Raw genomic sequence first — 24,994 nt, 5'->3', positions numbered from 1 at the left:
GGTTACACCTTCATCCGCCGACCCGTCGGGTCGAAGAGCGCACCAATGGTGACGGTGGCCGTGTACATTTCCCGCGCGATATCGACGTCCACCCGGTCGCCCTGGCGCAGCCCCGCCGCATGGCCCAAAGCAACCGGTGCACCCACGCGGTAGCCATAAGCGGCGGAACTGGTTTGCCCGACGATCTTGCCGCCCGCATAGATCGGCTCATGCCCCAAGGGTACCGCCGCATCATCGTCGAAGGCCAGCGCAACCACCTGCGACGTTGCGCCCGCCGCCCGGCGTTGTTCCAGCGCATCGCTGCCGATGAACCCACCCGATTTGCGCACCGCAAAGTCTAGCCCCGCCTCGATCGGGTCAAGATCGCCGTCAAGCTCATGGCCCATGGCGCAGAACCCTTTTTCGATCCGCATCGAGGTCTGCGCATACAGCCCGGCAGGCGTGGCCCCGGCGGCGCAAAGGGTATCGTAGATGGCTGTTGCGTTTTCTGCGCGGCAGGTAATCTCCCAGCCCGCTTCGCCGACATAGGACAGCCGCGCGGCGCGCACATGGTGCCCGGCGATATGCGCCTCGCCTTGCGTGAAATAGCGCAGGTCAACCAGTTCCGGTGCGCCCACTTGCGCTGCGATCCGCGCGGCATCCGGCCCCATCAGGCCAAGCACGGCATAGGCTTCGGTCGTATCCGTGAGGGTCACGTTAAACCCGTCCGAGTGCCGCGTCAGCCATGCCAGATCGCGCTTGATCGCGGCAGTGCCGACGAAAAGCCGGTAGTGATCCACGGCGATGCGCTGGGCGGTGATATCGCTTTCGAAGGTGCCGCGCGCATTCAGTATGGCGGAATAGATCACCGATCCGGGCGCGCGCGCCATTTGACCGGCGCAGGTATGCAGCAAGAACGCTTCGGCATCCGGGCCCTTCACATCGATCTTGCCAAACGACGAGGCGTCAAAGATCGCCGCGCGTTCATGCGCGGCTGCGACTTCGGCTTTGACGTTCTCGAACCAGTCGGGCCGCCCGAAACCTAGCGTCGGCTCTGCGGTCTTGCCGAAATACAAGGGCCGCTCCCACCCGTAGAACTGGCCGAACTGCGCACCTGCCGCCACATAACGGTCATGCAGCGGCAGTTGGCGCAATCCGCGTGCGGTTTTCAGCTGTTTGCCCGGATAGGCGATGTCGTAATGGGTGCCCAAGATTTCTGGGGCGCGGGCCATCAGATGCTGGACCGAGTTGAACGCCGGCGCGAACCGCTTGGCATCGGCTTCGGACAGGTCATAGGCCGTGTGGCCATGGACGATTGTGTGGGCAAGGTTCATCCCCGCACCGCCCCCGGCCGCCATCCCGACGGAGTTCATGCCGCAGCCAAGGAACAGCCCGCGTGTTTCCGCGGTTTCGCCCAGCATGAAGGTGCCGTCCGGGGTAAAGCTTTCCGGCCCGTTCAGCAGCATCTTCACCTGCGCCGTTTCCAGCGCGGGCAGGCGGTGCAGCGCGTTGGTCATCATCGGCTCGAAATGATCCCAATCTTCGGGCAGCAGGCCAAAGGCGAAATCCGCACCCAGCACGCCGGGTTCAATCGGCTTGCCCATCGGCTCAAAGCAACCCACCAGCAGGCCGCCGCTGTCATCGCGGATATAGAGATGATTGTCGTGATCGCTCAGCGTCGGCATGTTGCCGGTGATCCCTTCGACGGGCTTGGTCAGAAGGTAGAAATGTTCACAGGCCAGCAAGGGCACATCCGCCCCCGCCATCTGCCCCACATCGCGCGACCAAAGCCCGGTGCAGATCGCAACCGCATCGCAGGACACAGTGCCTGCCGTGGTCTCGACCCCGCGCACGCGCCCGTTCTCGGTCAAAATCCCGGTAACGCCTGTTTTTTCAAAGATCTTCGCGTTCAGCTTTTTTGCCGCTTTGACCAAGGCCGCGCACACATCCGACGGGGACACGCGGCCATCATCCGGCGACCAGACCGCCCCCAGAACATCATCCGCATTCATCAGGGGCCAGCGTTCCTTGGCCTCTTGCGCGCTGATCGAATGCGCGTCGATCCCAAAGGCATGGGCCAGAGATTCCTGTCGCCGGATATGGGTCAGGCGGTCTGGGTTGGTGGCGATGGACAGCGATCCCTTTTGAATCCAGCCGACATTTTGCCCGGTCTCTTCCTCCAGCCGGGAATAAAGATCGACCGAATACTGAATCATCCGCGTCAGGTTGCGCGAGTTGCGCAGCGCCCGAACCTGCGCCGCCGAATGCCATGTGGTGCCGGAGGTCAGTTCATTGCGTTCCAGAAGAATCGCATCGCTCACGCCCAGCTTGGCCAGGTGATACAAGGTGGAGCAGCCCATGATCCCGCCGCCAATCACAACGACTGAGGAATGGGAGGGCAGTGAGTCGGTCATGTTCGTCTCCTAAAGGTTGTATGAATGAAACATCTGTTTCAAAGCTTGACAATGGGGAAAACGCTTGAAACATTCAGTTTCAGACAAGGGGGCTGCGTGGCGAACACAATCGTAGAACGGATCAGTGCCGAATATTCCGGCCTCAGCGCCCAGTTGCGCAAGGCGGCGGATTTCGTGGCGGACAATCCGGTGGATGTTGCCACCCGGTCCTTGCGCGCGGTTGCGCAGACCAGTGGGGTATCGCCCGCGACGTTCTCGCGTCTGGCGCGCGCGCTTGGCTATGACGACTACGAAGCCATGCGCGAGGCAGGTCGGATCGCGGTCGGGCAAAAGCTGCTGCCGTTTTCCGAACGGGCAGAGGCGTTGCAGCGCGGCGATCAAAGCGCAGATGCCATCCTGCTACGGCAGTCGAAAATGTGCATCCAGAACATCACCTTCCTGCAGCAAAACGTGACGGGCGCGCAGCTTGAGGCCGCGGTGGACACGCTGCATAACGCGGGCCGGGTTTTGTTGATCGGTGCGCTGGGATCGGCGGGAATCGTCGATTACTTTTGCTATCAGGCGCAGTATTTCGCGCAGAACTGGTCTGTTGCCGGACGCAGCGGCGCGTCGATTGCAGCGTCCTTCGCGCAGATGTCACAAGATGATGCTGTTATCGTGCTGACCAAAGCGCCCTATGCGCATCAATCGCTTAGTGCGATTGACGTCGCGCGTTCAAACGGTTTCAAGGTCATCGTACTGACAGACAGCCACACCTGCCCTGGACTAGACCACGCTGACCATGTTTTCGTCCTGCCGACCGAAACCGCGAATTTCTTTTCATCCTATGTCGCCACACTGGCCCTGATCGAAACTATGATGTCGATGCTGGTCGCCCGTGTTGGCCCAGAAGCCGAAGCGCGGATCCGCGCAACGGAAGAACAATCCCGGAAACTCACTGAAAGCCGGGTGATCTGACAACTTTTGCAAAACAAGGGAGTATCTACATGTTTGCAAAACTCAAACTGACTGCAGCGGCAGCTGCGCTGGTGACCACGGGCACCTTCGCGGCAGCGCAGGATCAGACATTCATCACGATCGGCACCGGCGGTGTCACCGGGGTGTATTACCCGACAGGCGGTGCGATCTGCCGTCTGGTGAACAAGGACCGCAAAGAGCACAACACGCGCTGTTCCGTCGAATCGACTGGCGGTTCGGTCTATAACACCCGCACCATCCGCGAGGGTGAGCTGGACTTCGGCGTTGTGCAGTCGGACGTGCAATCCGCGGCCATCGAAGGGGTCCGCGCTTTTGAAAACGACGAACCCTATGCCGATCTGCGCGCTGTGTTCTCCGTCCACCCGGAACCGATGCACGTGATGGTCCGCGCCGATAGCGGCATCGAATCCGTGATGGATATGAAGGGCAAGCGGGTCAATATCGGCAACCCCGGCTCCGGGACGCGCGTTCTGGCGGACGTTCTGATGGGCGCAGCGGGCGTTTCGCCCGATGACTTCTCGCTGGCGGCAGAGCTGAAATCCTCCGAACAATCGGCGGCGCTGTGTGACGGCAAGCTTGATGCCGCGATTTGGGCGGCGGGTCTGCCGAACGGGTCGACCATGGAAGCGACCTCCACCTGCGATATCAAACTGCTCGACCTGACGACCTCCGGTACCGACAAGGTTCTGGCAGAGAACCCGGCTTATGCGGCTGCGACCATTCCGGGTGGCATGTATCCGGGCAATGACGGTGATGTTGCGTCCTGGGGGCCCAAAGCGACCTTCGTGACCGATGCCTCCACGCCGGATGACGTTGTCTATGTTCTGGTGAAGGCTGTCTTCGAAAACTTCGACGACTTCAAAAAGCTGCACCCTGCCTTTGGTCGCCTGACGAAAGAAGAGATGGTCAAAGACGGTCTGTCCGCTCCGCTGCATCCGGGCGCGGTCAAGTACTACAAGGAAGCGGGCCTCATGTAAGGCGCGCCGCACGGGGCGCAACACGTGCCCCGTGCTTTGCTAATCGACCAGCGGTGCCACGAAGTGCCGCTGGCAACCGGGACCAACGGGGGCATGAATGACTGACGCGCGTAACGACACCGGGATGGACCCGGCGCTGGAAGATATCGTAGCCGACGCCGATACCGGCGGGCGGATGCCAAACGACAAATTCGGGCGCAGGGCGCTTTGGGTGCTGCCGCTTTGCTGGGCGCTCTATCAGCTTTGGATCGCTTCGCCGCTGCCCTTCATCGTCGGGTTCGTCTGGAACGACACGCAGACGCGGTCCATTCACCTTGGGTTCGCGGTGCTGCTGGCCTATCTGGCCTTCCCCGGGCTGAAATCGTCGCCCCGGCATCATATTCCGATCCTGACCTGGATCGTCGCCATCGTGGCGGCCATCGCCGCGTCTTACCTTTGGTGGGATTATCGCGGGGTCGCGGACCGCACCGGTAACCCCAATACGACCGACCTTATCATGGCGGGGATCGGGCTTGTCCTGCTGCTGGAAGCGGCGCGCAGATCGCTTGGCTTCCCGCTGATGGGCGTGGCGCTGTTCTTCCTGGCCTATGTGTTCTTCGGCTCCTCCTCATGGTTGCCGGAGGTCGTCCAGTGGAAAGGCGCGTCCTTCGAGAAAGCCATGTCCCATATGTGGCTCACGACCGAGGGCGTCTTTGGCGTGGCGCTGGGTGTGTCCTCCGGGTTCGTGTTCCTCTTCGTGCTGTTCGGCGCTTTGCTGAACCAGGCGGGGGCGGGCAACTATTTCCTGCAACTGGCCTTTGCGGCCCTTGGCCACCTGCGCGGCGGCCCGGCCAAGGCGGCGGTGATCGCCTCTGCCGCGACGGGGCTGATCTCCGGCTCGTCCATCGCCAACGTGGTGACAACCGGCACCTTCACCATCCCGCTGATGAAAAAGGTCGGCTTTCCGGCCACCAAGGCGGGCGCGGTCGAGGTATCTTCGTCGATCAACGGTGTGTTGACGCCGCCGGTCATGGGGGCGGTGGCCTTCCTGATGACCGAATATGTCGGCATCTCCTATGTGGAGGTCGTCAAAACCGCCATCGTGCCAGCCGCGATTTCCTATGTCGCGCTGGTCTATATCGTGCACCTTGAGGCACTGAAATCCGGCATGACGGGCACCAGCCGGATGCACCCGGTCAAGTTCATGCTTGGCGCGATCTTCATCATCGCGATTTCCATCGTGATCGCGGGTGGCTTGCTGTTCCTGACCGGCGTGATCGTCGATGCGATCTACGGCACCTTCGGCGGTGCGTCGATGTATGTGATCCTTGCCCTGATGCTGGTCGCCTATCTGGCGGCGGTGCGCTTTGCCGCGCAGGGGCCGGACCTGGAAACCAGCCTCGATTCCATGCAGCACCTTCCGCCCGTGCGCGAGATTTTCAAGACCGGCATCCACTACCTGATGCCGATCCTGCTGCTGATGTACCTGCTGATGATCGAACGCAAATCGCCCGGGCTTTCGGCCTTCTGGTCGACCGTTGCGATGCTGTTCATCCTGCTCACGCAAAACCCGCTGAAAGCGTTCTTCCGCAATCAGGGCGAAGTCGTGCGCCATATCAAGGAAGGCATTTCCGATATCGCCGAAGGCATGATCGCCGGGGCGCGCAACATGATCGGCCTTGCCGCCGCCATGGGCGTGGCCGGTGTGATCGTGGGAGCGGTGACGCTGACCGGGATCGGGCAGGTCATGGCCGAGTTCGTCGAATTCCTGTCGGGCGGCAACCTGCTGGCGATGCTGTTCTTCGTCGCGCTGATCTCCATCGTGCTGGGCATGGGGCTGCCGACCACGGCGAACTACATCGTCGTGTCCTCGCTGATGGCAGGCGTCGTGGTAGAGCTGGGCGCGCAAGCCGGGCTGATCGTGCCGCTGGTCGCGGTACACATGTTCGTCTTCTATTTCGGGATCATGGCGGATGTGACGCCACCTGTCGGCCTGGCAAGTTTCGCCGCCGCTGCGATTTCGAAGGGCGATCCGCTCAAGACCGGCTTTCAGGCGTTCTTCTATTCGATCCGTACCGCGCTGCTGCCGTTCCTGTTCATCTTCAACACCGATCTGCTTCTGATCGATGTGGGGCCGGTACAGGCGGTGTTCGTGTTCATCGTCGCGCTGATTGCGATGCTTCTGTTTGCGGCGGGTACGATGAACTACTTCATGGTCAAATCGCGCCTGTATGAAAGTGCGATCCTGCTGCTGGCCGCCTTCGTGCTGTTCAGGCCGGGCTTCTTCCTTGACCAGATCGCGCCGGAATTCGAAACCCGTCCCAGCGCGGAAATCTTCCAGATGGCCGAAGACGCGCCCGATGACGCTTCGTTGCGTGTGCGGTTCGTGGGCGAAAACCTGAATGGCGAACCGATTGACGCCAAGTATCTGCTACCCGTCGGGGCGGCGGGCGCAGATGGAATGACGCGCCTGCAAGATGCGGCCGGGATCGAGTTCCGCGAGGAAGACGGTAAGATCTTTGTCGATAACATCGCCTTTGGTGGTCCGTCAGAACAACTGGGCATCGACTGGGATTGGGAGGTCGTGGAACTGGATGTGCCGACGCAGCGGCTGCCAAAAGAGATTTTCTACATCCCCGGCTTGCTGCTGGTGCTGCTGGTTTATCTGCTGCAACGCGGACGTCAGGAAAGGGAGGTGCTGGCATGACCCAACGTATTCTTTGCGCGGTCGATCTGACCCATGACAAGGACGCAAGGGCCATTCTCAAGGAGGCGGGGCGGCTTGCCCGGATGGAGAACGCGCGTCTGAGCGTCGCAACAGTGCTGCCCGATTACGGGTCGTCCTTTGTGGGGTCGTTCTTCAAGGACGGCACCATGAAAGGCGCAGCGGAAGCCGCGTCCAAGGCGTTGCATGAGATGACCGAAGAGGTCTTGCCCGACTTCAAGCAGGTGCAATGCATCGTGGCGATCGGCACCGCCTATGAAGAGGTGCTGCAGGCGGCAGAGAAAATCTCTGCCGATCTGATCATCGTCGGCGCGCACAAACCAGATTTCGCTGACCGGGTCATCGGTCCGAACGCGGCGCGGGTCGCGCGCTATGCCAAGACCTCGGTTCTGGTCCTGCGGCTCTGACGGTTACTTCCGGCGCGGCGGGGCGTCACCGCCGCCGCCCTTGCGCAGGCGTGGTGGCCGCGATTGACCCGCCGCACCCGGAGGCGTGAACCGCTTCGACGTATCCGAGGCATTGGCGCGGGAGCGGGCAGGCTTGCTGTCCGTCTTGCGCGCCGGTTTGTCATCGCCCTTGCGCGGCGGCTTGCCTTCCGATTTGCGGGCCGGTTTGTCGAATTTCTTGTACGGCTTGTCACCCTTGGCCGCGGGGGCGGCACCGGCTTTTTCCTTAGGCTTTCCCTTCGGTTTTCCGGCGGGTTTGCCCTGCACATCGCGTGGGGGCTTCTTCCCAGCGGCGGGTTTGTCCGCACGCTTGGGCGCATCGCTTGGCGCGGATTTCACTTTGCGCGGCTTCACGGCCCCATCGGATACCGCCTTGGTCATGCGGTCCGGACCCTTGGGGGCATACGGTTTCGCGGATTTATCGCGGGGTTTGTGTTCTCGGGGCTTGTACTCACCGGGCTTACCAGCGCCGGGGCCACGGTGATCCGGGCCATCGCGGCGATCCCGCCCGCGCGGGCCAGAGCCCCCGTCAGGGCGGTGCGGTTTCGGACCACGCTTTGCAGGGGGCGGGCCAAGATCGGGCGCGCCATCAAGTTGGCGCACGGTCACGCTGTCTTCCAGCACACCATCGGTTCCGATCTGGCTCAGAAAGCCCGCGACACTGGCCTTCGCCAGTTCCACATAGCTTTCCGATTGCTGGATACGGATCGCGCCGATGGCGTCCTTGTCGATATTCCCGGCCCGGCAGAGCAGGGGCAGCAGCCAGCGCGGCTCTGCCCGGTCATCGCGGCCAACGGACAGCGCGAACCATACGCTGGGGCCAAAGGCCTTACGCTCTTTGCGTTCGGGGCGCGTATCGGGATCGGCAAGGTCTTCGGGCGCGGACAGGCGCGCGCGGTGTAGGGCAAGATAGGCCGCAGCGATCTTTTCGGGGCCATGCAGCGCCAGCAGCTTCGCCGCGAATTCTTCCTGCTCGGGCGTTGTCTCTTGCTGCCACACGGGATCAGACAACAGCCGCTCTTCGTCTTGGCGCAGGATATCTTCGGCCGAGGGGGGGACCATCCATTCCGCCGTGATCTTTGCGAATTTCAGCAGGCGTTCGGCCTTTTTGGTGATCTTCGGCGGTACGATCAGGGCGGAAATGCCTTTTTGACCCGCGCGGCCTGTCCGGCCAGAGCGGTGCAGCAGCCCTTCGGAATTGGACGGCAGTTCTGCGTGGATCACCAGTTCCAGCCCCGGCAGGTCAATGCCCCGCGCTGCCACATCGGTGGCCACGCAAACGCGCGCACGGCCATCGCGCATGGCTTGCAGCGCGTGGGAGCGTTCGTTCTGGCTGAGTTCGCCCGACAGCGCCACGACAGAGAACCCCCGGTTCGTCAGTCGGGCAGTCAGGCGGTTCACCATCGCGCGCGTGTTGGCAAAGACGATGGCATTGCGCGCATCGTGGTAACGCAGCACGTTGATGATCGCGTTTTCCGCATCCTGCTGGGCCACCCGCAGGGCTTGGTATGAGATGTCAGCATGTTGGCTTTCGCCGGTCAGCGTCGTCACCCGCACGGCGTCGCGCTGATATTGTTGCGCCAGCTTGGCAATCATCGGCGGCACGGTGGCCGAGAACAGCAGCGTCCGGCGGTCTTCTGGCGCTTCGGCAAGCATGAATTCCAGATCTTCGCGGAAGCCCAGATCCAGCATCTCGTCCGCTTCGTCCAGAACGATGGCGCGCAAGCCGCTCATGTCGAGCGAGCCGCGTTGGATGTGGTCGCGCAGACGGCCGGGTGTTCCCACCACGATATGCGCGCCACGTTCCAGCGCGCGCCGTTCGTCGCGCATATCCATCCCGCCGATGCAGGTCGTCACGCGCGCATTCGCCTTGGCATAAAGCCAGCTGAGTTCGCGCATCACCTGAAATGCCAGTTCCCGTGTCGGCGCGACGATCAGCGCCAGCGGTGCGCCGGGTTGGCCCAGAACCTCTGCCTCTTCCAGAAGGGTCGGCGCGATGGCAAGGCCGAACCCCACCGTTTTGCCCGATCCGGTCTGCGCGGACACAAGAAGATCCTGCGCCTCCAAATCGGGATTGGTGACGGCCTCCTGAACGGCGGTCAGGGTGTCGTAACCACGCTCTGATAGCGCATCGGCAAGAGTCTGGATCATGTTTGAAGTCAGTCTGGTTTAATGAGGCGCTGTCGCGCGAACCGATTCCGCCAAAGGGCCGAAACAAGCCTAGCGCCATAAACGCTTGGGCCGCGTGTGTATACCTCAAATCGTGAAGCATTGGTTCGGATCGGGCAGAAAACGGGCGCTTTGCGCTGTGATCCGGCCGATTTCGGCAGGTTGCGAGCGGGGCTCGGGCGCGGCTGGCGAAGACTGACTTCCCCTTTTGGTGGAATTTGTCCAAACTCGCCGCACCAATCCGTCGTCCGCCGGGTGGAATAAAAACAGGGACATGCGGACGCAACGAGAGGACTCCATGCTATGACAACATTATTGGTCGGGCTTGATGGCCATTCATCGGGAGAGCGTGCGCTTGCACATGCAGAGCGACAGGCGAAACTGATCGGTGATTGTGAGTTGATTGTTCTGTACGTGATCGAATGGTCACCGTTTTCGTTCCACACCGCCGAAGAGAATGCGCAGCGACATAAACGGCGCGAAGAAGAAATCGCCTTTGCGCAGGAACGGGTTTTGGACCCGGCGCTGAAGCAACTGGCCGAGGCTGGCGTGAAAGCCACCGGCAAGGTTCTGCATGGCGACGTCGCCGACACGATCAACCGCGTGGCCAAGCAAAGCGGCGCCGAACAGATCGTCGTTGGCCGGACTTCCGACAATGGGTTTTCGCAAAAGATTTTCGGCAGCGTCACCTCGAACCTCGTCATGAGCGCCTCTGTGCCCGTGACCGTCGTCGCGTGAAGGAGAATTGGAAAATGAAACGCAGTATTGCTTCGACAGCAGCGTTCGCGACGCTGGCGCTGAGTGGCGCGGCCCATGCGCAAGAGGCCGCAAGCCTCGATCAACGGGTCAATGAAATCTTTGCCAATTCGACAGGATGGTTCGTCAATCTGATCTTTTCGCCGTTGCCGGGTACGAATTTTCCCTGGATCGTGCTGTGGCTGGTCGTGGCCGCGACGGTCTTCACGCTGTACTTCGCCTTCGTGCAGTTCCGCTTTTTCGGCCATGCGATTGCGCTGGTGAAAGGCGATTATTCCGATCCCAATGACGCGGGAGAGGTCAGCCACTTCCAGGCGCTCGCCACCGCGCTGTCCGGTACGGTCGGCCTTGGGAATATCGCGGGCGTCGCCGTGGCCGTCGGCATCGGCGGTCCGGGCGCGACTTTCTGGATGATCCTCGCCGGCCTGCTGGGCATGGCGTCGAAATTCACCGAATGTACGCTGGGCGTGAAATTCCGCAATGAGTACGAGGATGGCACCGTTTCGGGCGGTCCGATGTACTATATCTCCAAGGGGTTCGACCAGCTTGGCCTGCCGGGCGGCAAGATCCTTGCGGTGCTGTTCGCGATCTTCTGTATCCTTGGTGCATTGGGCGGCGGCAATATGTTCCAGGCCAATCAGGCCCATGCACAGATTGCCAATATCGTCGGCGACTATCCCGGCTGGATCACGGGCGTCATCTTTGCCGCCGTGGTCTTTGCGGTGATCGTGGGCGGTATCCAATCCATCGCGCGGGTCACGGAAAAGGTCGTGCCGTTCATGGGCATCCTCTATGTGGTCACGGCGCTGATTATCCTGCTGCTGAACGCCGACAAGATCGGCTGGGCCATCGGCCAAATCTTCGACGGGGCCTTCACCGGGCTTGGCGTTGCGGGTGGTATGGTCGGTGCGCTGATCCAAGGTTTCAAGCGGGCCGCGTTTTCGAACGAGGCGGGTGTCGGGTCTGCGGCGATTGCGCACTCTGCGGTGAAAACCAATGAGCCGATCACCGAAGGCTTCGTTTCGCTGCTGGAGCCGCTGATCGACACCGTGGTCATCTGCACCATGACCGCATTGGTGATCATCATCTCCGGTCAGTTGATCGTGGACGCGCAAACCGGGAATTACGTCCTGAACGAAGCAGGTTCTGCCATCGCGACGGTCGATGGCAATTCGGGCGTGGCGCTGACCTCTGCCGCCTTCGCGCAGGGCTTTAGCTGGTTCCCCTATATCCTCGCACTTGCGGTGATCCTGTTTGCCTTCTCCACCATGATCTCATGGAGCTATTACGGCCTGAAGGCGTGGACCTACCTCTTTGGCGAGGGCAAGACGAAAGAACTGATCTTCAAGATCATCTTCTGCATCTTCGTCGTCATCGGCGCGGCAGCGTCGCTGGGTCCGGTGATCGACTTCTCCGATGCGGCGATCTTCGCCATGGCGGTGGTCAACATCACGGCGCTCTACTTCCTGATGCGGCTGGTGAAAGAGGAACTGTCTTCTTACGCCTCCCGTCTGAAGTCGGGTGAAATCAAGCGGTTCGAGCACTAACCGCGACCAAGGAAGAGGCGGGGGCCGCCTCTTCCACACGGAAGGTCTGGCGCCGAGTGTCGTCAAACGCGACCGGTAGAGGTCAGACTGATACACAGCCGTCTGGGGCTTTGGGGCATCCGGATATGACGCTTGCCGAAGCATGAAAACATGAAGCGACCGGGCGTGTCGCGCCTGAGTGCCGAGAGTTTCAGTGCCGGCGATCCTCTGATGTGACATGCATCGGTCCGTCAACGCCGGTTCTTTCCGCGCGTAGACGGCACTTCGCCCGGTATGTTCGAAGCCGCGTTTCACAATGGGATCACAGGCCGGAAAACGCATGTCAGGCAAGCCGGACAGCCCGGAGGTCTGTGCATTCAAACTGCTGAAAACGTCAAGGACGCCCGCAGGCGTCCTGTTCATTGGTCGGAGTGAGAGGATTCGAACCTCCGGCCCCTGCCTCCCGAAGGCGAGCGCGCAGGTTCGAAGTCCACAAAATAAGGGCTGCTTGCGTCATGCAAAACGTTCGATTGGCCGTCAGTTCTGGAATAACGTTGCGGTTTCATTGCGGACGTTTCGAAACTCAAACCGCTTCCAGCAAGCGCCGGGTCTCAGGCATTCGACTCAAACTCGCTTCGATCCGCGTGCGCCACTTTGGACCACGAGACAGCGCATCTTCATAGGCGTCGCGCAACTCGTCCGGTCGGTCTTCGCTCAGCACGTCTATCAGAAATGCAGCCTGCCTTCGGTCTTTTTCCGATTTGAGAACATCCCTGCCAGAACGGCGGCGATCTGCGACGATCAGCTTGTGGATCGCGTAGCGTTCCGGCTGTGGGATCTGGACCAGCACGCCACTCCGGTAGGTCAAGGCGGCCTTGATCGGGTCGGCGATCAGATAGTTCAGGTGATGCAGACCTTGTGCGTTGACGCCCAGAGCCGGCAATTCGCGCAGGGTTTCGCCGTCGCCAAAGGAAGGCGTCAGAAACTCTACCAGAGTGTCGCCTCGGGTTTGTTTCCAACGCCACGCGCGTCCCGGAGCAAGGCTAGGCTGTGCTGCAAAGGCGAGATCGTTGAACACGTCCTCCAAGGAAGGAGACGCTGCGTCTTCCAGCACGAGCGACAATCGAGAAAAGCTCGCAATGTCGATGTCGTCAGTATGGGCTGTCATGTCCATGTCGTAGCGGATACCCAATTCCCCTTCGTAGAGGCGGAAGGCATGAGTGCCGACGATGGTGCCGCCCAAGCGGAACACACCAGAGGCCGCCATCGCAGAAAGGAGACTTCCTGTCGACACGTCGAGACCGAGGAAGCCTTCGGCGCGCAGGATCCGCACGAGACGGGTTCTGGCGCGGCGACGGTCCTCTTGCTGCGCTTTCAGGGCTTTGTGCTGATCGAGCCGTTGTCGGAGGCCTTCCTTGTCTTCGCCGATATAGCGCTTCTTCACGTCCGATCCGATCCGATAGGTGTCATACCAGTAGGATTTTCCGTTCCGCTCGACACGGGTGAGCGTGCCGCGGATGTCGGACACGGCATCGTCCTGAAGCGACCGCAAGAGGTCGTGATAGGCAGCATGCGCTGTGGAAGAATGGCGAGAGAACACCGTCGGCTCCGGCTTGTTCAACGATATTGAGTTTTGTTGAACATGCCGTGTGTTCAACGAAAAGTAAAGGCGTTGAACACAGGCGTACCCCCGCCGTAAATCCCCCGGCACATCCAAGGAATTTACGAGCGGACAACATCATCACCGGCGCCCAAGCCCGACGTCATTCACGCGATGGTCGATACAGCTCGAGGTCACGGTCACTAAACAAGTGCTGTGCAGGTCTTTGCCCAGGTGCACGCCATAGTCGTCCCGACGGTTCAACTTGAATATCGTCGTTTTCCAGCTTTTCCCACCCAAGTGCCGAGCGCGCCGTCGCTATAACTTAGTCATGCAGACTTTCTGTGTAACTTCAATGAGGTAACCATGACTAAGAAACCCCACGAGACGACCCGGCTGGCAAAGTTCATTGAGCGAAGGGTGCTCGAATTGAAGCCGAAGAAGACGCAGGCCGAGATCGCGGTCGAGGCAGGATACGTCAACCAGAACATGATCACGATGATCAAGCAGGGCAGCACGAAGGTCGCTCTCGACCGCGTCCCCGCCTTGGCGAAGGCGCTGGACTGCGACCCGGCCTTCCTGATGCGTCTTGCCCTAGAGCAGGCGATCGGTTCGACCGGGGCCGAGGCCGTGCTGGAGGTGTTTGGTGATCCGGTGACATCGAACGAGTTGGCTTGGTTGGACGCGATACGCGATGCCTCCGGCAACACCGACCCGAGGCTGACCAGTCGCTCACAGTTGACGATCCGCACCATGTTCGGGCGGTAACATCCGTCTAAGCCAAGACGCTTCACTAAGCGGGCTGCACTACGCCCCTTCCAGAGCGAAGATCATCGATGAGGTCCCCGGCGAGGAATGGCTCGACGGCCACGCGTCGTCGGGTCCCCTCCGACCGCTGGCGGGTTTAAATGAGGGTTGCACAAGGTTAACGTCGAAGCCGCAGGGGGTTTTCATAGGTGCCTGCGAGGGGTTGCATAGAGGGTGTCCTGACGGGCTGAGCCGCAGGCATGTAAGCTCAGAAGTCGTCGTTTTCGGTTATGATCGGCGCAGGGGTATACTTTTTCGTGCTGTTTTTGGTTTTTACTGGAAGAGGTAAACCTCTCACGTATTTGGCGGCCGCGCAGAAGAGACCGCATCGCCGCCGCAAGGCACTTACCAGCCCACGACTCCTTAGCCTCAGATCTGCGCTACCTAGCATCGCTTCCTGCAGATTTTGTGGAGGAGCGGGAATGGAGAATACAGTCGTTTGACGGATCGCTCCACGACCGCATTTCGAAGGCAGGAGTTTTCCTAGACGCGAGGCCGGTGAGCGAATGTGATCCTCGCGGTGCCGGGAGCTCCACAATACACACCTTCTATCTGCGCGATGCGATGCCTGTGGTTGCCGAATGAGCCCCTCAACGGAGGGGCCGACTGAATGTGTTGGAGCCGCCCGCCGCGCACGAACCGTTCTTTTGCGGCATGAGGCATTTTTTTTGCACTCATCGAATAAACCGGCAAATCGCCGCGGTCGAAACTGCTATTATGAGATGTGAGTTACACAAAGAAGGACCTCACACCATGAAAGACCTGCCAGATACAGGTATGACCTCGTCGCTATTACCGATGCAGATACGCATGCGTGCCGAGTTGCGCGACAGGCTCAAGTCCTTCGACTTCACCTACTTCATAACGCTGGCAACGAGCCACCAACAGTTTTCTCCTTCGAAGATGCGCAGTCTGCTGAAGCAATGGGACGCAAGAGTGAACCGGTCTATCAACGGACCGAGATGGGCCCGGCGGCCAGATGAAAGGCTCATATGGTTTGCGTTTCTGGAGAAGGCGAGTGTGAATCCTCACTGGCATCTGATCGTCGAAGTCGATCCTTGGATAATTGAAGGCGGGCGAGCACAGCGCACAAGCAAGCTTCCGGACGTCTCGAAGCAGCATTGGGAAAAACTGGTTCCACAAGGGACTTTTGACTGCCAGGACGTTGAATCTCCGGCGGTGATAGACTATGTTACTAAGGTAGTTGCCGCAGAGCAGAATTTCGAAAATTTCATTCTATCCCGTGAATTTATCAACAACTAGGTAACCGCGAGAAGCCTGTCTGCCACGCTACGGGTCATCCGCAATCTCCTATACACACCTGGCTCAGATGCGATGGCTCGCCCCATCGTAATGCGTAAGCTTTGTTAGAATGCATATGCATTCGCAGCATCAAAGAAGAGAAAGCAAAATGAAGACAAAGGTCGAGCGCCGACCGAAGGGAGGTGCTCGTCGGACTGAGTTCGGCCAAAGGCCGAACGAAGGAGAAGGTTTGAGTGTTATTATCTACTTTTTGCAAAATGGAATTATCCACGCCGTGGCGGCAAGACGTAGTAAATTTCGACAATAACGAACAGCCTGTTGACGATGAGAAAACCCGGAAAGAAGGGTAGCATATTCAACAAACGCGAAGAATTGTGAGCATCGCTTATGGACGCCGTAGTTTCATGGATTTGTAGACGACGTCGTTCCGGCGTGTTTGCCACGTGCGATGCATAATATGTGGAAGACGTATGGAAAAGCCCCCAACGGAACGTGCTTCCGGCGGATAGATACGGAGTCCTAGAAGACTCGCTGTTCGTCCATCAGGATCAGTTCCGGCGCCGGCAATTCCTCGAGCCCTAACCTCCCATGCCGGAGAGGCTCTGTAGTGGCGCTTGCGGCTGCCGTTTGGCGTGTGAGTCTCGGTCTCTCGAAAATGCCTTGTGGTGCTGTAGTATGTCTTATAGCGCCCCTGCGAGGGGGCTGCCGACGCCAGGGAAGGCGGGTTCTGGTGCCGGATCGAGCCAATCAGCGTTGGTCGCTTGACTTTGTGTCTGACGCTTTTGAGGACGGACAGCGGTTCCGTGTGCTTTGCATCGTGGACGATTGCACACGCGAGGCACTGGCCATCGTCGTAGATCGTTCGTTGTCTGGTGCGCGGATGACCCGTGAACTGGATGAGTTGATCCGCAGGCGCGGCCAGCCGGACATAATTGTCTCTGACAATGGAACGGAAATGACATCTCACGCTGTGCTGAGATGGTGCGAGGATACTGGCGTCGGCTGGCACTACATCGCACCGGGAAAGCCGATGCAGAATGCTTTTGTCGAGTCATTCAACGGCAGGCTCAGGGACGAATGCTTGAATGAACATATCTTTGGCAACCTCGCAGAGGCCAGGAAGATCATCGAAAACTGGAGGATTGATTACAACACTGAACGACCACACACATCGCTTGGCGGATTGGCACCAGCCGTCTACGCCAATCTCAACCGTGCCGCCCGGCCTGCCTCGCTTGAGTTCCGCAAGGGCTCCGCTCAGCAGGCCTTGACCGCAACCATATCAACAGAAACAAACAGAAACGGATTCTACACCTGAACGGCCCGGATTAGGGGGCTGGGTCAACCGGATTATCCGGCCGTTTCCGTGGTCCAATTGGTCTCCGGGATTCACACCGCCCTCGCGCCCATCGTGCGCTCTGCCCGCATCTTGAACCGAGACTTCGAGGCACTCAACAACGCCATCGAGATGCCCTGAAGCAGCGGCCAAGCCGAGGGCCAGATCAATCGTTCAAGGACCCTCAAACGTTCCATGTAAAGCCGGGTCGGTTCAGAATTGTTGCGGGCGAAAATGCCACCGTTCCGCCACACAAGTTGAGTTTGATCGACAACGCTTGCGACAGAACCATGAATTTGTGGTGCTGCCGTCATAGATTATATCGGAATTTTTGATCTTACTTATCCATTTTAATCATTTGAAGCGATATTAACAAATTTCTAAGCTTCCTAGAAATGACGGACTGCTCAATCCTCACTGATACGCCTGAAAAGCCTTTCAAAAAACAAGGGAGCTCAAGATGAACGAGTATGCACCTTCTGAACTAAACGAAGACGCGGCAGAAGTTTACGCGAGAGATGGGATCGTTTGCATCAGGCAAGCGTTTTCTCCATCAGAGGTTGAATTTTTGCGGGAGATCGCGGCCAAGGATATGGCAGCGCCCAGCAAAATGAGTGAAGACGCAACCCGAGAGGGCAGTGGCCGTTTCTTCAGCGATACCTTCGTAGTCAAGCATATTCCCGAGCTGTCCCGGATTGTAGAAGACTCGAGCGCTGCGGACTATGCCTCCAAACTTTTGCAGTCTAAGAAGATCAACTTAATTTTTGACCAGTTCCTGATCAAGGAGCCGGGGACTTCGACTCCAACGGTCTGGCACCATGATCAAACCTACTGGCCCGTGGCTGGCGACCAAGTCTGCACAATGTGGGTGGCCTTGGACCCCGTTACGAAGGAAACGGGCGCAGTCGAGTATGTCAAGGGATCACACAGATGGGGGCAACGCTACAAAGCCGAGTCCTTCGTCGACAAGGATCGGTACAAAGAGGATTTGCCACCGGTGCCGGACATTGACAGCATGCGTGATGACCTTGATCTGATCATGTTCGAAATGCAGCCGGGTGATGTTACAGTGCACCACGGTCTGACCGTACACGGCGCACCAGGAAACTCCAGAAACGATCAGTCAAGACGTGCATATGTTATGCGCATGGCAGGTGCTGACGTGACTTACGATCCTCGCCCAAATCTTCAACCAATGCTTGCCGATCCCGGTATTCCGGTGGGCGCACCTTTGGACTCTGCGCTCTTCCCAGTCCTGCGACAGTAACCGTCAGAGAACCAAGCCGAGGAAACGCGAGCTTTCGGGTTTCCTCTCGCCAAAACCTTTCATCAACAGGAGCAAGGATGAGCTACGAGTTCAGCTTCAAGCCTGTCTTCCGGAACATCGACCTATTGCTTGAAGGGGCGGTCGCCACACTTCAGTTTTCGGTCATAGCAATCGGGGTTGGACTGGTCATCGGAACCATCGGAGCAGCTACGAAGGTTTGGGGGCCGAAGCCTCTTGGGTTTATCGTGTCCTGTTATGTCGATTTCATCCGCAACACGCCGCTGCTCGTCCAGCTGTTTGTTGTTTTCTTTGGATTGCCGTCCGTTGGGATCGGGCTGTCAGCCTCGCAGGCAGCGATTATTGGCCTGTCTATCTATGCTGGCGCCTACACCGTGGAAATCGTGCGAGCCGGCATTCAAGCTATTCCCCGGAGTCAGATCGAAGCTGGTCTTTGCCTTGGTATGGGTCCACTGCAAGTCTTTCGCCACGTGATAATTTTTCCAGCGTTGAAGGTGGTTTATCCGGCACTGGCGAGTCAGTTCATACTGATTTTGTTGGGAAGTAGCCTCGTCTCGTTCATCTCCGCCAAGGAACTGTTTCACGCTGCGGCCTATCTGGACTCACGGACGTTCCTGCCTTTCGAAATCTACCTTGTCGTATCGTTCATGTATCTCGCAATGACACTCGGTTTCAGAGCGTTGTTTTATGTGTTGGGACGATTTGCCTTTTCTGGAGGCAACTGAGCTATGCTGCGTGAATTCGGAATCGACGACATTCTTCTACTGCTCACCGGCGCCAAATGGACCGTATTGCTGTCATTGATAGCCTTCACCGGTGGTGGGCTGCTGGGTTTAATGGTGGCGATCGGAAGAGTGTTCGGCCCAGGGCCACTCAAATTTCTCATCGAGTGCTACATCCGCGCCATTCAGGGTACACCGTTGTTAGGGCAACTTTTCCTGTTTTACTTCGGCTTTAGCATCTTCGGATTTGACGTTTCTGCTTGGGTGGCGATTTCTGTTGCAATGGTCTTCTTTTCCAGTGCGTTTCTCGGCGACAGCTGGAGAGGGTGCATTGAAGCTATTCCAAAAACGCAATGGGAAGCGGCCGATGCGCTCGGCATGAGCTTCGTGCAGAAGCTCTGTTACGTCGTGTTGCCGCAAGCTGCGCGCATAGCGATCCCATCGACTGTCGGTTTCATGGCGCAAATCGTCAAGAACACATCGCTCGCCGCTGTCGTGGGGTTCGTCGATCTTCTGAGAATGGGTCAGTTGGTAACGGCTGCCACGTTCCAGCCGCTAACCGTCTATTTGGTGGTTGCCTTTATGTATTTCGCAATGTGTTACCCGCTTTCCCAGTGGAGCCGGATTCTTGAAAGGAGATACAATGCCACTCATCAACATTGAGAGCATTCACAAGACCTTCGGTAAACTCGAAGTGCTCAAGGGAGTTTCTTTAGACATCGCTGCGGGTGAAATCGTCGTGATCATAGGACGCAGCGGATCGGGCAAAAGCACTTTGCTGCGGTGTATCAACGGACTGGAGAAGGTCGAATCCGGCAAAGTCGTTGTAGACGGAACCGAGGTCAGTGCCGCCAAGGCCGATTTGAGAGCCTTGCGTCAAAAGATCGGCATCGTATTCCAGAGCTTTAACCTTTTTCCGCATCTGACGATCGAGAAAAACGTGACCCTTGCACCCCGGGTGGTTAAGAAGGTGTCACCTGACGAGGCAAAGAAAGCTGCCATAACCGCTCTGGAACGGGTGCAAATTGCAAACAAGAGCGGGGCATACCCAAGCCAGCTGTCAGGTGGTCAGCAGCAGCGTGTTGCAATCGCGCGATCGTTGGCAATGTCACCCAAGATCATGCTGTTTGATGAGATCACTTCTGCGCTTGACCCGGAACTGGTCGGGGAAGTTCTCAAGGTTCTCGAAAACCTGGCAAGCGAAGGTATGACGATGGTCCTCGTGACTCACGAGATGGGTTTTGCGCGCAAAGTCGCAAACCGAGTGGTCTTCATGCATGAAGGCAAAGTTTGGGAACAAGGAGCACCGGAAACCCTGTTCAAATCCCCCAAAACCCCTGAGTTGGCCGGTTTCATCAACTCAGTTCTTTAGCACCTCCGAACAAAAACAGAAACCCAACAGAGAGAAGGAATGAATGCGATGAATTGGACCAGAAAACTGCTGGCAGGCGTTTTAGCATCGGTTTTCGCGCTTGCCGCAACAGCAGGGAAAATTGACGCGCAGGAAAAATCGACGCTAAAAAAAGTGATTGACCGAGGAACGATCATCATCGGTGTTCCGGTGGATTCGCCTCCCTTTGGCTCAATCGACGCAGAAGGTAACCCAGTCGGTTTTGATATCGACCTCGCACGCTTGCTTGCAGAACAACTAGAGGTCGAAGTTGAACTGAAGCCGATGACTTCGGTCAACAGGATCCCCAACCTGTTGACGGGCAAGGTGGATGTGCAGGTAAACCTGTTTGGGGCTACACCGCAACGGGCGCGTCAGATAGCCTTCACATCGCCTTATACCGGATTGATCATCGGTGCCTATGGGCCGCCGGGCGTGGACGTGATGTCGCCTGAATCCATCGCCGATTACAAGATCGCGGTCGGACGTGGCACAACGATGGACACGACACTTTCGCAAATGGTGCCTGACGAAAACATCGTTCGCTTCGAAGACGAAGCAACCGCGCAGGCTGCCGTGCTCTCTGGGCAAGCAGACATGTGGGCCGCGGTCAACATGCACATTGTCGAGTCAAACAAGTTGAACCCGGATAATCCGCTGGAGCTGAAGTTCGTTATGCGCCGCGCACCGGCGTCTATCGGGCTCCGGCAAGGAGATCCAGATTGGCTTCGTTGGTTGGAGACCTTTGTCTACTTCAACAAGATCAATGGCAATCTCCAGATGCTTCACGAAAAATGGTTAGATGAAGACCTTCAGAGTGATCTGCCAACCTTCTGATACTGCTGATCTTCTTCCTGTCATCGGCAAAAAAATCCCAAGCCTTGAGGGGGATCATTTGGACCCCCTCATTTCACATGAGCGCGGGCGATATACATGAACCCGTCACTCTTGGCACCACCTCGAAAAAAGTTGGGCAAAAAAGATGAAGACGATAGAATATTTCTACTCCGCGCATTCGGCTTACGCATACATTGGTCACTTACGACTACTTGAAATTTGTAGTTCCCATGGCTGCGAACTGGTTCACAAACCAATAGATCTTCGCCCGGTGGTCCGAGCGGTTGGAAGTCTGCCGTTTGACAGGAGAACTCAGCACAATGTCGACTATCATTTCGGAAGAGAAATCGAACGATGGGCTCAGTTTCGCAACATTGCCATTCTTTCACACCGACCAACATACCACGACAGGCAACTAGATTTTTCCAACGGGATCCTTATCGCGGGGATCAACGGTTCAGCCGATATTGACGCGCTCTCATATGCCATTCTGCAGGCGCACTGGAGGGATGACGCAGACCTGGAAGATCCAGATCAGATGCGAAAGGTGGCGACAAACCTTAACCCAGAATACGGTAAGTTTGTCGACATCGCATTAAGCGAAGAAGTGCAAAGAATTCACTCAAGCAATACGAACGAAGCGATCGAAAGAGGCATCTTCGGTTCTCCTACCTATTTCCTGGATGGCGACATGTACTATGGTCAAGATCACCTCGAACTGATGGAATATGCTATTTCGCAACCATTTGGCCCCTTCAATTTCCTCAACCCCAAACCGGGTGATCCTCGGTTAGAAAAATGATGTGTTATTCAAGCCGGCTTGCGATGTCGCGGACGAGTTCGATGGTTTTTGATACGTGAACGGGGAGTGGTTCGTCGGAATAAACAGCAAAAAAGGGAATAAATGGGATCGGCTCAACAATATCTAGCGCCACGAGCTTCCCACCCTTCTCTTCCTGCTTATAGTGATCATACGCCAGAAGTGCAGCGCCAAAGCCCGACCTTGCTAGAATCGCACCGATTTCCATTGAATTAGAGGTGCTAATGCACTCAGGAGAAATTTTATTTTGATGGAACCACCGTGATTGGACCATCGCAACAGGAGACTTTCGGTCAGGAGAGATAACTTTGCATCGCTCCAGGTCCTTTGCGGACAAGGTGCGCTCGCTCAGTCCCAAAGATGGATGCGCAAAGTACCGAAATTCTACTTCATAGAGCTTCTCAAAAATCAACCCAGGAGAGAAATCTTTGCTCGTTGGGAGAATTAGAAGATCAAAATCTCGGCTTTCGATTTTCTCAAGAATGTTCCCACTCACGCCAACTTCTAATTCCAACGCTATTTTCGGATAGTGGCGTTTGAGTTCCGCAATCAATGTTGGCAGCCAAGTCACTGCAATCAATTCGGTAACTCCAAGCCTTATTCCGCCAGATAACTTATCCGGGTTACCGACATTTTCCTGAATTGCATTTTCGATCCGGTCCATCTCTTTGACATACCGCAGCAACTCTTGGCCTTTGAGCGTGGGCCGGATCTGACGCTTGGACCGATCCAACAACTGCACCCCAAGATGTTGTTCCAGTTCCGAGATGCGCATGGAAACTGTGGACTGCGTGGAATTGAGCCTTTCGGCCGCCTTGGTGAAGGATTGCGCTTCCACGACTTGACGAAAAGTTCTCAGCTGCTGAAAATTCACGTTTGCATCCAAAGTTTCGAGAATTAGTACCGTGGGCGTTTTGCAGATATCTCCACTCTTCGCTGATAACGAGGCGGTCCATTCTTTCTAGGATGCTATGAATTCCGCAAAAGTGCAACGCCGCTCGCAGTGACCAGACCCCGCAGCAAAAGCATCGGGCGACTAGGGTCAGGACTCATAACCAATAGATGACGGTTGCTGCGAGGGCGATGGCAGACAGGAAGACCTTCGGACACCTGTCGTATCGTGTCGCAACGCGTCGCCAATCCTTTAGCCTGCCGAACATGATCTCGATCCGGTTCCGGCGTTTGTAGCGGCGCTTGTCGTATTTCACCGCCTTCTTGCGCTGCTTGCGGCCAGGGATGCAGGCGCGTATCCCCTTGTCTCTCAATGCTTCTCTGAACCAGTCGGCATCATAACCGCGGTCCCCGAGCAACCAATCGGCCTTCGGCAGGCTGCTGAGCAGCGCTCGCGCGCCGATGTAGTCGCTGACTTGTCCGGCGGTGACGAAGAGGTTGAGCGGTCGGCCCTGGCCGTCGCAGATAGCGTGCAGTTTAGTGTTCATGCCGCCCTTCGTCCGACCGATCAGGCGTCCACGCCCCCCTTTTTCACACCCAAACTGGTCGCTGTTCGCTGGGCCTTGAGGTAGGTCGCGTCCACCGCCCGGCAGGGCATCACGCAGTGATGTCCCGAGAGGGGATCATCACGGTCTTCGTCTCGCTATGCTCGGCAGCCAGACCGGCCATCATTCGCGCGAAGATGCCCTTGTCGCTCCATCGTTTCCAACGGTTGTAGAGTGTCTTGTGTGGACCGTAGGCGGTGGGGGCATCCCGCCACCGCAAGCCGTTGCGATTGATGAAGATAATCCCACTCAGCACACGTCGGTCATCGACGCGTGGCTTGCCGTGTGACTTGGGAAAGAAGGGCTCAAGACGCGCCATCTGGGCGTCGGTCAGCCAAAATAGGTCAGACATGTTCACCGCTCGTTTTTCGAACCGTGAATCATGCCATCCCTGGGAAATCAATGGGTCCTGACCCTAACGGCTATCGCACAGAGATCCGGTTGGAACTGGTCATGCACATGCAGGCACTTGCACCCAGCGGGATAATTGTGATCGGGCGGCGTCATCGACGTTTTCGCGGACACGGCAAGTTGCAAGCGTTGCAGAATGCCGCAACTCGCACGAACCTATCCAAAGCCGCTGCAGATTTGCCCTCTCTTGCAAGTTGGTAGCCGTCATCTTCTAAGCCTGTGATTTCAATTGAGTTTGGGCATTCGGTCGCTTGCTGGTCATTGGTTGAAATTCTTACGCAGAAATCGGAAGCACTTTTTCTTTCCGTTTTGTCCATCTCGTGTCCGTCTGTGGTTTCTTTTGGTAATCCGAGCGCCGATTGGGAGATCGTTTTCCATCGTCAGATCTTTAACGAAAAGCGTGTAGGAGACAGCGACCGGGTCCAGAGCGCTCGACCTGTTTGATCAGCCAAAGTGCTTTATTGAGTTCGTGAAATGAGTGATGCTATCCCTCAGCAGCTCCGGTGCAGATTCATTAAACAGGGTTTTTCGATCCCGCACGGGAGCAACTAGGTAGGCTCAGGACGCTTTTGCGTTTTTTGGGGGCATTCGAGCTACGCCGCTATCCATAGGGCTAGGTTCGCTCCCATCTGCGAAATTGCATCAAGCATACCATATGCCCTGAGGCATTCGATCCATTATATGGATTTTTCAAGTTTATCGGTGTCTTGCGGGTAGAGTATTGAGGACACCTCCTCCGCCACTTGCCCATGTGAGATAGTTCTCCCGGTCCGGCTGCGGGGCCTTGTTGCACAAATCGGGTGGGGGATTGACTGCATGAATCCATCATGATGGCTGGATGGCATGAGCAGTTGGTCCCCTACGAAGTACAAGACCACGAACTGGTCGGCTTACAATGACGCGTTGAAGCGGCGCGGATCGCTGACGCTCTGGTTTGATCCAGAAATGATATGGCGAGCGCCACCGACGGGCAAACGCGGCCGACAGCCGAGCTTCAGCGATGCGGCGATTGAGATGTGCCTGACGATGAAGGTGCTGTTTGGCCTGCCGTTGCGGCAAACGACGGGGTTCGTGCAAA

Annotated in this window: 19 protein-coding genes and 2 pseudogenes; 16 read left to right on the top strand and 5 right to left on the bottom strand. The window is 57.6% G+C overall.

Annotated features, from left to right (window positions below):
* Positions 1–2: 2 nt before the first annotated feature.
* Positions 3–2,393, bottom strand: coding sequence for a GcvT family protein (locus E4Z66_RS18190; RefSeq protein ID WP_136464505.1), 2,391 nt, complete (start codon positions 2,391–2,393; stop codon positions 3–5).
* 96 nt (positions 2,394–2,489) lie between these two features.
* Here E4Z66_RS18190 and E4Z66_RS18185 point away from each other — a divergent pair, with 96 nt between their 5' ends.
* From E4Z66_RS18185 to E4Z66_RS18170, 4 genes are all read left to right on the top strand, one after another.
* Positions 2,490–3,350, top strand: coding sequence for a MurR/RpiR family transcriptional regulator (locus E4Z66_RS18185; RefSeq protein ID WP_211097191.1), 861 nt, complete (start codon positions 2,490–2,492; stop codon positions 3,348–3,350).
* Between the two features lie 29 nt (positions 3,351–3,379).
* On the top strand, positions 3,380–4,348 hold the full coding sequence (locus E4Z66_RS18180) for a TAXI family TRAP transporter solute-binding subunit (protein ID WP_136464502.1): 969 nt from the start codon (positions 3,380–3,382) through the stop codon (positions 4,346–4,348).
* Positions 4,349–4,445: 97 nt separating this feature from the next.
* Positions 4,446–7,034 (top strand): TRAP transporter permease, encoded by a 2,589-nt coding sequence (locus E4Z66_RS18175; RefSeq protein ID WP_136464500.1) that lies wholly within the window; start codon positions 4,446–4,448, stop codon positions 7,032–7,034.
* On the top strand, positions 7,031–7,459 hold the full coding sequence (locus tag E4Z66_RS18170; RefSeq protein ID WP_136464499.1) for a universal stress protein: 429 nt from the start codon (positions 7,031–7,033) through the stop codon (positions 7,457–7,459). The genes E4Z66_RS18175 and E4Z66_RS18170 overlap by 4 nt, the downstream gene beginning before the upstream one ends.
* Before the next feature lie 3 nt (positions 7,460–7,462).
* Here E4Z66_RS18170 and E4Z66_RS18165 read toward each other — a convergent pair whose 3' ends face one another.
* Positions 7,463–9,649 (bottom strand): DEAD/DEAH box helicase, encoded by a 2,187-nt coding sequence (locus E4Z66_RS18165; RefSeq protein ID WP_136464498.1) that lies wholly within the window; start codon positions 9,647–9,649, stop codon positions 7,463–7,465.
* A 321-nt stretch (positions 9,650–9,970) separates the two neighbouring features.
* On the opposite strand from E4Z66_RS18165, the gene E4Z66_RS18160 reads away from it, so the two are divergent.
* Both E4Z66_RS18160 and E4Z66_RS18155 read left to right on the top strand, forming a co-directional pair.
* The gene (locus tag E4Z66_RS18160; RefSeq protein WP_136464497.1) at positions 9,971–10,405 is read left to right on the top strand and encodes a universal stress protein; all 435 of its coding nucleotides are present in this window, start codon (positions 9,971–9,973) and stop codon (positions 10,403–10,405) included.
* Positions 10,406–10,419: 14 nt separating this feature from the next.
* Entirely contained in the window at positions 10,420–11,970 is a 1,551-nt protein-coding gene (locus E4Z66_RS18155) for an alanine/glycine:cation symporter family protein (RefSeq protein ID WP_136464496.1), read from the top strand.
* Between the two features lie 562 nt (positions 11,971–12,532).
* Here E4Z66_RS18155 and E4Z66_RS18150 read toward each other — a convergent pair.
* Positions 12,533–13,570: a nucleotidyltransferase family protein gene (locus tag E4Z66_RS18150; protein ID WP_246036079.1), complete on the bottom strand. Its 1,038-nt coding sequence runs from the start codon at positions 13,568–13,570 to the stop codon at positions 12,533–12,535.
* A 345-nt stretch (positions 13,571–13,915) separates the two neighbouring features.
* Here E4Z66_RS18150 and E4Z66_RS18145 point away from each other — a divergent pair, with 345 nt between their 5' ends.
* The 9 genes and pseudogenes from E4Z66_RS18145 (at position 13,916) to E4Z66_RS18105 (ending at position 21,991) form a co-directional block, all read left to right on the top strand.
* Complete coding sequence (locus E4Z66_RS18145) at positions 13,916–14,317, top strand: helix-turn-helix domain-containing protein (RefSeq protein WP_136464494.1); 402 nt, start codon at positions 13,916–13,918, stop codon at positions 14,315–14,317.
* Between the two features lie 792 nt (positions 14,318–15,109).
* Complete coding sequence (locus E4Z66_RS18140) at positions 15,110–15,619, top strand: hypothetical protein (RefSeq protein WP_136464493.1); 510 nt, start codon at positions 15,110–15,112, stop codon at positions 15,617–15,619.
* Positions 15,620–16,313: 694 nt separating this feature from the next.
* Positions 16,314–16,937 (top strand): annotated as a pseudogene (locus E4Z66_RS18135) (IS3 family transposase); the annotation flags it as partial.
* Positions 16,938–17,415: 478 nt separating this feature from the next.
* Entirely contained in the window at positions 17,416–18,222 is an 807-nt protein-coding gene (locus tag E4Z66_RS18130) for a phytanoyl-CoA dioxygenase family protein (protein WP_136464491.1), read from the top strand.
* A 77-nt stretch (positions 18,223–18,299) separates the two neighbouring features.
* Positions 18,300–18,965: an amino acid ABC transporter permease gene (locus E4Z66_RS18125; RefSeq protein ID WP_136464490.1), complete on the top strand. Its 666-nt coding sequence runs from the start codon at positions 18,300–18,302 to the stop codon at positions 18,963–18,965.
* Positions 18,966–18,968: 3 nt separating this feature from the next.
* Complete coding sequence (locus E4Z66_RS18120) at positions 18,969–19,625, top strand: amino acid ABC transporter permease (protein ID WP_136464489.1); 657 nt, start codon at positions 18,969–18,971, stop codon at positions 19,623–19,625.
* Positions 19,606–20,334 carry an amino acid ABC transporter ATP-binding protein gene (locus E4Z66_RS18115; RefSeq protein WP_136464488.1) on the top strand — a complete coding sequence of 243 codons (729 nt, stop codon included), beginning with the start codon at positions 19,606–19,608 and terminating at the stop codon, positions 20,332–20,334. The genes E4Z66_RS18120 and E4Z66_RS18115 overlap by 20 nt, the downstream gene beginning before the upstream one ends.
* Positions 20,335–20,382: 48 nt before the next feature.
* The gene (locus E4Z66_RS18110; protein ID WP_168797831.1) at positions 20,383–21,189 is read left to right on the top strand and encodes a transporter substrate-binding domain-containing protein; all 807 of its coding nucleotides are present in this window, start codon (positions 20,383–20,385) and stop codon (positions 21,187–21,189) included.
* A 145-nt stretch (positions 21,190–21,334) separates the two neighbouring features.
* The gene (locus E4Z66_RS18105; RefSeq protein ID WP_136464485.1) at positions 21,335–21,991 is read left to right on the top strand and encodes a 2-hydroxychromene-2-carboxylate isomerase; all 657 of its coding nucleotides are present in this window, start codon (positions 21,335–21,337) and stop codon (positions 21,989–21,991) included.
* Between the two features lie 4 nt (positions 21,992–21,995).
* Here E4Z66_RS18105 and E4Z66_RS18100 read toward each other — a convergent pair whose 3' ends face one another.
* Entirely contained in the window at positions 21,996–22,883 is an 888-nt protein-coding gene (locus E4Z66_RS18100; protein WP_136464484.1) for a LysR family transcriptional regulator, read from the bottom strand.
* Between the two features lie 175 nt (positions 22,884–23,058).
* A pseudogene (locus tag E4Z66_RS18095) lies at positions 23,059–23,857 on the bottom strand (IS5 family transposase).
* Between the two features lie 902 nt (positions 23,858–24,759).
* Here E4Z66_RS18095 and E4Z66_RS18090 point away from each other — a divergent pair.
* On the top strand, positions 24,760–24,994 hold a 235-nt coding region (locus tag E4Z66_RS18090; RefSeq protein WP_211097190.1), incomplete at its 3' end, for a transposase.

Source organism: Aliishimia ponticola, assembly GCF_004803475.1.
Lineage (GTDB): Bacteria > Pseudomonadota > Alphaproteobacteria > Rhodobacterales > Rhodobacteraceae > Aliishimia > Aliishimia ponticola.
The sequence above is the reverse complement of the archived record's forward strand: the minus strand, read 5'-3'. Positions and strand labels throughout refer to the sequence as shown.

Bases quoted from the DNA above. Each gene is read 5' to 3' on its own strand.
- E4Z66_RS18190 (WP_136464505.1), bottom strand. From the start codon at position 2,393: ATGACCGACTCACTGCCCTCCCATTCCTCAGTCGTTGTGATTGGCGGC.
- E4Z66_RS18180 (WP_136464502.1), top strand. From the start codon at position 3,380: ATGTTTGCAAAACTCAAACTGACTGCAGCGGCAGCTGCGCTGGTGACC.
- E4Z66_RS18175 (WP_136464500.1), top strand. From the start codon at position 4,446: ATGACTGACGCGCGTAACGACACCGGGATGGACCCGGCGCTGGAAGAT.
- E4Z66_RS18170 (WP_136464499.1), top strand. From the start codon at position 7,031: ATGACCCAACGTATTCTTTGCGCGGTCGATCTGACCCATGACAAGGAC.
- E4Z66_RS18165 (WP_136464498.1), bottom strand. From the start codon at position 9,649: ATGATCCAGACTCTTGCCGATGCGCTATCAGAGCGTGGTTACGACACC.
- E4Z66_RS18160 (WP_136464497.1), top strand. From the start codon at position 9,971: ATGACAACATTATTGGTCGGGCTTGATGGCCATTCATCGGGAGAGCGT.
- E4Z66_RS18155 (WP_136464496.1), top strand. From the start codon at position 10,420: ATGAAACGCAGTATTGCTTCGACAGCAGCGTTCGCGACGCTGGCGCTG.
- E4Z66_RS18145 (WP_136464494.1), top strand. From the start codon at position 13,916: ATGACTAAGAAACCCCACGAGACGACCCGGCTGGCAAAGTTCATTGAG.
- E4Z66_RS18140 (WP_136464493.1), top strand. From the start codon at position 15,110: ATGAAAGACCTGCCAGATACAGGTATGACCTCGTCGCTATTACCGATG.
- E4Z66_RS18130 (WP_136464491.1), top strand. From the start codon at position 17,416: ATGAACGAGTATGCACCTTCTGAACTAAACGAAGACGCGGCAGAAGTT.
- E4Z66_RS18125 (WP_136464490.1), top strand. From the start codon at position 18,300: ATGAGCTACGAGTTCAGCTTCAAGCCTGTCTTCCGGAACATCGACCTA.
- E4Z66_RS18120 (WP_136464489.1), top strand. From the start codon at position 18,969: ATGCTGCGTGAATTCGGAATCGACGACATTCTTCTACTGCTCACCGGC.
- E4Z66_RS18115 (WP_136464488.1), top strand. From the start codon at position 19,606: ATGCCACTCATCAACATTGAGAGCATTCACAAGACCTTCGGTAAACTC.
- E4Z66_RS18110 (WP_168797831.1), top strand. From the start codon at position 20,383: ATGAATTGGACCAGAAAACTGCTGGCAGGCGTTTTAGCATCGGTTTTC.
- E4Z66_RS18105 (WP_136464485.1), top strand. From the start codon at position 21,335: ATGAAGACGATAGAATATTTCTACTCCGCGCATTCGGCTTACGCATAC.